Genomic DNA, 7,709 nt, shown 5'->3' on the forward strand with positions numbered 1-7,709 from the left:
CGATGGATTGCAAGTGAGACCGATCTAAAAAAATTGCTTGAAGATCTCGCACAGGTACCACGCATTGCCATTGATACCGAATCAAATAGCCTGCACGCATATCGCGAGCAGGTTTGTTTAATCCAGTTTTCAACACCCACACAAGATTATCTCCTTGATCCTATTGCCCTGACTGATCTCAACCTTTTGTCACCCCTGTTCGAAGACCCACAGATTGAAAAAATCTTCCACGCTGCCGAGTATGATCTGATCTGTCTAAAACGTGATTTTGGTTTTCACTTTACCAATATTTTCGATACGATGATCGCGGCACGAATTCTTGGTTATGAGGCCGTTGGCCTGGGCAAAATTCTGGATCAGAAATTTAATGTACAGGTGAATAAAAAATATCAAAAGGCAGATTGGGGCAAACGTCCACTCACCCCTAAAATGCTCAACTATGCCCGTCTTGATACTCACTATCTGATTTCCCTCAGAGAGATATTTCAAAGCGAACTGGTAGACAGAGAGCGTTGGGAATTGGCGCAGGAAGATTTTGTTTTAGCTGCCTCCCTCAACGGAATTCGTGACCGCCAACAACTTCCCGGCTGGGAGCGGATCGGGGGGCGGGCCAAACTTGCCCCGCGGCAGGCTACCATTTTGAATGAGGTTTACCTGGCCCGTGAGCAATTAGCTGAAAAGCTTAACCGACCAGTTTTCAAAATTGTTGGCAACAAAACATTATTAAAATTAGCGGTGTCTCAGCCCCGGAACAGGCGTGATCTCGAGATCGATGGTTTCACCTCTCGACAGATCAACCGCTTTGGGAAAAGCCTTCTTGCAGCAGTAGAACAAGGGCGGTGCGCTGATCTCGTCCATCGCACATCCTCCCCTCGCCCAAGTGATGCTTATCTCTTCCGTCTCGACAACATGCGCGAGTGGCGCAAGGAAAAAGCCAAAACGATGGGGGTAGAATCCGATATCATCCTGCCGCGCTATATGATGGAGACTATCGCCAAAGAAAACCCCTGCGACAATAAATCTTTAGCAACAATTATGGATAAATCCCCCTGGCGAATGAGGCAATTTGGGGACGAGATTCTTATTACAATGTCAAAATCATAACTGAGATGTTGTGACAATATGATTTCATTGAAGGATATTCCCAGCCTCCAGTAATGGGAGTTTATTTTATCTCTCTAAAATTATTTGCGTAAGCTTTCTTTCTTTATTCACATCTGAATAGAAAACCAAACAGGAGGCTTTATGAAAATCAAATTTCATGGTGCAGCCCGCACAGTAACAGGGTCCATGCACCGCCTTGAAATTAACGGTTCACGCATCCTGCTCGACTGTGGTCTCTTTCAAGGCAAGCGTAAAGAAACCTATGAGCGCAACCGAAACTTCCCCTTTGATCCCTCAAAAATTGACGCGGTTCTACTTTCTCATGCCCATATTGATCATAGCGGCAATCTGCCAAATCTTGTAAAACAAGGGTATCCCGGAAAGATCATTGCGACTCGAGCAACCACCCACCTCGTTAAACTTATGTTACGTGATTCTGGTCATATCCAGGAGAGCGATGCGGCTTTCGTTAATAAAAAGCGTGCCAAAAAAGGGCTGCCTCCTGTTGAGCCCCTATATACATTGGAAGATGCTGAGATCGTCGCCGGGCATTTTCAATCGGTCGAATATGATGCCCCTAGTCAGGTTGCTGAGGGTGTCCGGGCGACCTTCATGGATGCGGGGCATATACTTGGCTCCGCAGGAATCGCTCTGGATATAGAAGAAGATGGGCGCAAATTTCGTCTCTGGTTCTCAGGCGATATTGGCCGCCGTGACCTGCCCCTCCTCCGCGATCCGGTTCTGCCAGTCAACGCCGACTATCTCATTATGGAATCAACCTATGGGGATAAGGCTCACCGCTCACCAGAAAAGGCTTATGAAGAGCTGCGCGCGGTCATCCAGGAAACGATTGAGCGCGGTGGCAAGGTCATCATCCCGGCCTTCGCGGTGGGACGTACCCAGGAATTGGCCGTTTTCCTCCACGAAATGATCACAGCGGGTGAAATCCCCACTGTGCCAATCTATGTCGATAGCCCCCTGGCAATTAACGCCTCCCAAATTTTCAATGAACATCCTGAGGTAATGGATGAAGAAACCATCAATCATATTCGAGAGCACGGCCACGCTGCCCTGGATTTCGCTCAAATTAACTACACTCGTTCAGTCGAAGAATCCAAAGCGATTAACGACTATAAAAAACCCGCCGTTATCATCTCTGCCTCAGGGATGGCAGAGGCTGGACGCATTTTGCATCACTTGCGCAATAATATCGAAGATCCCTCCAATACTATTCTTATAGTCGGTTGGCAGGCCCCACATACGCTTGGACGTCGACTTGCCGATCGTGAGACAAAGATCAAAATATTTGGTGAAAAATTTAACCGCAAAGCCAGGGTAGAGACTATCGGCGGTCTTTCTGCCCACGCAGGGCGTGACCTGCTCTTTGAATACGCTTCAGCAGTTAAAGATCAGGTTCAAAAAATCTTCCTCGTCCACGCGGAAGAACGCGGCGCATTGCCTCTCAAAAAAGAATTGGAGATGAATGGTTTCAAGGCAGTTTATTATCCCGAACCACATTCTGTCTTTGAAATTTAAGAGTATAATACAGGCCGCCCAATGGAGAGGTGCCAGAGTGGACGATTGGGGCGGTCTCGAAAACCGCTGTGGCTTTAGGGTCACCGTGGGTTCGAATCCCACCCTCTCCGCTAAACCGCCGAACCTTCTCTCGGCGGTTATTTTTTTGGTAAGATTAGGTGAAATTAATCAGCTGGCAGAAAATCAAACCAATGACTATATTAAAACTTGCCCTCGCACAAATTAATACCAAGCTCGGGGATGTGGATGCGAATCTCGAAAAACATCTCGACCTGATCGGTCACGCCCGCGAACAGGACGCAGGCTTGATCCTCTTTCCCGAACTTTCTCTGACGGGATATACCCTTCAGGACCTGACCCCAAGCGTAGCCCACTCTCCCACAAAAGATGACCCCATCTTTCGCCCCCTTCTCGAAGCCAGCCAAGAGATCGATATCGTGGTCGGCTTTGTTAATGAAGACAACCGTCATCGCTTCTATATTGCAGATGCATATCTTTCAGAAGGTGAGGTTCTCCACGTCCATCACAAGGTCTATCTGCCCACTTATGGACTTTTCGACGAAGGGCGCTTTTTCGCCCTGGGAGACTCCATTCGTGCCTTTGATACACGCTTTGGCCGGGTCGGAATGCTGATCTGCGAAGATTTTTGGCATATCTCCCCTCCCTATCTGCTCTGGCTGGATGGGGCGGATATTCTCCTGCTGACCTCTGCCTCCCCAGGACGAGGTCTGAAAGATGATGACCGGCTTGAATCCGCGCGCTGGGTGGAGCATACCAATCGGGCTTACGCCAATCTATTCACCTCCTTTGTCGCCCATAGCAATCGTGTCGGCTATGAAGATGGGCTGAATTTCTGGGGTGGTGGGACGGTGTATGATCCCAACGGCGAATTAATTGCCAAAGGGCCCTACCATGAGGAAGCGCTCACCTTTGCTGAATTGGATTTAAACCAACTCCACCGCACCCGGGCGCGCCTGCCCCTTCTGCGTGATGAACGGACCGCTTTGGTACAGCGCGAGTTGAGACGAATTCTCGAGGCAAACGATGGGACTGCTCATACAGGACGGTAACTATGCATCCATGGAAAGAAACCCTAACTGAAGAAGTTCTAGAATGAATGACAAGCGAAATATACCCACAAGCCAAAAACCTGATAGCAATGCTCCGCGTTGCGGATTTTCACAGAAATACACCAACGCAGAGCGTTTGGGTAAGGATGAAAAATAAAAGCGCTAAGCGGTAATTATGCCCAAGTGTACGAGGAGATTGGGAATGGTTCTGGACAAAATGACAATATCTGACTTATCCATCAACACTGACCTGGCACGAAAAATATTAACCGGTTTCATTAAATCGGAATTAAACCGCGTTGGGTTTACGCGTGCTGTGGTCGGGCTTTCGGGCGGAATTGATTCAGCATTATCCTGCGTATTGGCCGCGGAAGCAATTGGAAAGGAGAATGTCCTCGCTGTGCGGATGCCGTATAAGGCCTCCAGCCAGGATTCTCTCGACCATGCTCAATTGGTGATAGAGAAATTTGGCGTCCAATCGTTAACCATCCCGATCACAGAGATGGCTGATCCACTGATCGCCCTTGATCCTGAAATGTCAAAAACGCGCAAAGGCAATATTATGGCGCGCTGCCGGATGATCGTCTTATATGATCAGTCGGAATCTTTTGGCGGGCTGGTGATCGGGACTGGCAATAAAACCGAGATTTTGCTGGGATACTCAACGATTTATGGTGATGCGGCTTCTGCGATCAATCCAATTGGCGATCTCTACAAAACACAGGTGCGCCAGCTTTCACGCGCATTGGGTATTCCGGAGGAAATTGTAGACAAAGCCCCCTCTGCAGATCTGTGGGCAAATCAGACCGATGAAGATGAACTTGGTTTCACTTACGAAGATGTGGATAGGTTATTTTATTTGCTGATTGACCAGCGATATCGACTGGAAGAGTGTGTGGAGGCCGGCTTTGACCAGAATTTTGTGCGCTCCGTTATGCGGCGAGTGCAACGCAATCAGTTCAAACGAATGATGCCGCCAATCGCAAAAGTCAGCAACCGCACGATTGGGTATGATTTCCTTTATTTGCGCGATTGGGGAACATAGATATATTACAAATTTGTTAGAATTTGAGAATATCTGTTGACTTCATCCTGATTCCACTATATACTGATAGGACAGGATAAAAAATCTTATGCGAGTTCAGACGACCTATCCCCCTTTTGCAATCAAAAACACGCGATTTTCGCGTGTTTTTTTGTATCTATTCACTAAAGGAGATAAAAAATGGATTCTGGTATGATCGGTAAAATTCAGAAAGCAAAACGCTATGCAGAAGAGCGGGAACGTTTTACAGTTGAAACACTTGAAATCTCGGTAGATGGAACAAATAATGGTCATCGCGTGAAGCTAAAAGACGGAAAATTAAGCTGTACATGCGATTTTTACCAGTCACGCGAATTTTGCAGCCATACAATGGCAATTGAAGAGATCATGAAGGGTATGACACCCCTAAACTAATCATAAATTGATCCAAACAGAAAAGACAACCTTCACCATTAATGAAGGCTGTCTTTTTTTGTAAGAAATGATTTCCAGGGATCATCCCATACAATAAGTAATTTATGCAAATTATTATCATTCTCAAATTAGGGTAAAATTCAGCCACAATGACTAATATTTCAAGAAGAGATTTTCTCAAACTCAGCGCGCTCGCTTTTGGCAGTATGGCTTTTTCATCCGGAAAAAGTGATTTTGGTTTTTTCGATGATCGGATGCTGGTCCGCGTAGCAACCGATGCCATTAGCGTACACAGCCAACCCAACGACGAGAGTCGGATTGTAGGGCAATGGTATCGTGACGATTTACTGACCGTCTATGAAAAAGTGATTGCCGAAACGCCAGCATATAATCCCGTTTGGTATCGCGTTTGGGGTGGTTTTGTCCACCGTGCCCGCTTGCAACCAGTTCAAACGATTTATAATCCCACGATAACCAACCTTGAAGAGGGTACGCGTTATCTGGCAGAGGTAACGGTTCCTTATACACGTGCAATGCGTTATACGAAATTTTACGGGTGGGAAGAGCTTTATCTCCTTTATTATGAATCTGTCCACTGGGTTGACGAGATTGGTGAAGGGCCTGATGGAAAACTCTGGTATCGCATATTTGATGAGCTTGTTTCCGTTCCTTATTATGTACAATCCTCCCACTTGCGGATGATCCCCCCGGAATCTCTGGCTCCTATCACCCCTGAAATTGAATTTCTAGACAAACGTGTCGATGTTGATCTTTCCACGCAACGTGTGATCGCCTATGAATACGAAAAAGCCGTTTTCGAAGCAACGATCTCATCCGGCTTAAATCAGGGCAATCCAAATGGGATTGGGTTGAACACGCCTCCCGGAACCTTTAATGTTCGCGAAAAAATGCCCTCCAAGCATATGGGAAACGGTAGTCTTGCATCTGGCCCAGATGCCTATGAACTCCCCGGTGTTCCCTGGACTTGCTTCTTTACTGAAGCGGGACATGCTTTTCACGGCACCTATTGGCATGATAATTATGGTGTGCCGATGAGTCAGGGTTGTATCAATATGCGCACTAACGAAGCCAAATGGCTCTTCCGTTGGCTGCGTCCGATCCACGATGGCCCGCAGCTCTACAGGCGCGGTCACGGAACGACGATCAATATTTTTTATAGCTAGAGCTAGGTTCACCTCCCCCACACCCTACCCTTCTCCCTAATGGAGAGGAAATTACCCCAATTATGCCTCTTCTTACCTGGCCTGAAAAGAAACGCGCCAAACTCCAAGCTGCCACTCTGAAAACAGAGGCCTGGGTTTTTCCATCCACTTCCGAACAAAAAATAAGCCCTCCTGAAAATCGGGTCATCCTTGGTGATAACCTTGCGATTATGGCTGCCCTCCTGCCAGAATACGAGGGGCGCATCAACCTGATCTATATTGACCCTCCCTTTTTTACCAATCGAAAATTCCAGGCCCGCGTTGGACGAGACGAAGATTCCCGTAAACCGAAAGAATGGCAAATGGCAGAGGGCTACCACGATCATTGGCCTAACCTCGATGCCTATCTCGACTTCCTCTACCAGCGCCTGATCCTGATGCATCGCCTGCTTGCTCCAGATGGCAGCTTATACCTCCATCTCGATTGGCACGCCAATGCCTACGCCCGTCTTCTTCTTGATGAAATATTCGGAGAAGACCGGCTGCTGAACGAAATTGTGTGGACCTATCATGGACCTTCTCCGATCAAGAGCGCATTCAATCGCAAACACGATATTATTCTCTCTTATACCAAGAGCAAAGAATATACCTTCAATGCCGATGCAGTCAGGGAACCTTATAACCCCAATACGGTAAAAACCTTTAAATCATCCAAAAAAGCGGGCTTTGGCAAAGTGCCCGATCTCAAACGTGGCAAAGTTCCCGAGGACTGGTGGTACTTCCCCGTCGTCGCCCGCCTGCACAATGAGCGCACCGGCTATCCCACCCAAAAACCAGAGGCCCTTTTAGAGCGGATTATTAAAGCCTCATCTAATGAAGGAGATCTCGTAGCGGATTTCTTTTCCGGATCGGGGACGACTGCGCGGGTGGCGGCAAAATCAGGTCGCCGATATATAGCCACCGATGCAACCTGGCGAGCAGCACACACGACCCGTGGCAGGCTCACTGCGAAAACCACATCTTCCTTCACCTTTGAGCGGGATACCGCTTCCCCACTCCCTCCCGCAGAATCCCTTAACTTTGCGCATCTCGAAGGGAATCAAATAATTATCGAGGCAGATTTTCTGTCAGATCTGGCTTATTGGGAGGTGGATCCCGTCTGGGATGGGCAGATATTCAAAAGCAGGATGCAAGCCCTGCTCCCCGTGCGTCACGGCTCAATTCCCGAAAGTCTGCTTTTAGAGGGTGAAATTGGTGCAGAGATATGCGTTCGCGGCGTAGGGGTCGACGGAAAGCGATATCAAATGATCTTACACCGCTAGTACATTATCAAGCGTATTTTGATGGAAAAGCATCCAGTCTCTGAGCGGTGACCGA

The 7,709-nt window shown here is 47.8% G+C and carries 7 protein-coding genes and 1 tRNA gene; all 8 read left to right on the forward strand.

The genetic code is table 11. The annotated features are described in order from the left end of the window. Positions 1-1,104, forward strand: a 1,104-nt coding sequence (locus AC3DOM_RS13550) for a ribonuclease D (RefSeq protein ID WP_487919580.1), incomplete at its 5' end; no start/stop codon positions are given. Positions 1,105-1,245: 141 nt separating this feature from the next. Continuing rightward, a complete protein-coding gene (locus tag AC3DOM_RS13555) occupies positions 1,246-2,640 on the forward strand; it encodes an MBL fold metallo-hydrolase (protein ID WP_487919581.1) in 1,395 nt (464 codons plus the stop codon). Between the two features lie 23 nt (positions 2,641-2,663). Continuing rightward, positions 2,664-2,750 (forward strand) — tRNA-Ser (locus AC3DOM_RS13560). Positions 2,751-2,831: 81 nt separating this feature from the next. Next, the gene (locus tag AC3DOM_RS13565) at positions 2,832-3,710 is read left to right on the forward strand and encodes a nitrilase-related carbon-nitrogen hydrolase (RefSeq protein ID WP_487919582.1); all 879 of its coding nucleotides are present in this window, start codon (positions 2,832-2,834) and stop codon (positions 3,708-3,710) included. A gap of 202 nt (positions 3,711-3,912) precedes the next feature. After that, a complete protein-coding gene (locus tag AC3DOM_RS13570) occupies positions 3,913-4,755 on the forward strand; it encodes an NAD+ synthase (protein WP_487919583.1) in 843 nt (280 codons plus the stop codon). Between the two features lie 180 nt (positions 4,756-4,935). Beyond that, a complete protein-coding gene (locus AC3DOM_RS13575; protein ID WP_487919584.1) occupies positions 4,936-5,169 on the forward strand; it encodes an SWIM zinc finger family protein in 234 nt (77 codons plus the stop codon). 149 nt (positions 5,170-5,318) lie between these two features. Continuing rightward, positions 5,319-6,353 (forward strand): L,D-transpeptidase, encoded by a 1,035-nt coding sequence (locus tag AC3DOM_RS13580; RefSeq protein WP_487919585.1) that lies wholly within the window; start codon positions 5,319-5,321, stop codon positions 6,351-6,353. 62 nt (positions 6,354-6,415) lie between these two features. After that, positions 6,416-7,654 (forward strand): DNA methyltransferase, encoded by a 1,239-nt coding sequence (locus tag AC3DOM_RS13585; protein ID WP_487919586.1) that lies wholly within the window; start codon positions 6,416-6,418, stop codon positions 7,652-7,654. The last annotated feature ends 55 nt before the right edge of the window (positions 7,655-7,709 follow it).

The sequence above is a fragment of the Candidatus Desulfolinea nitratireducens genome (assembly GCF_982879505.1).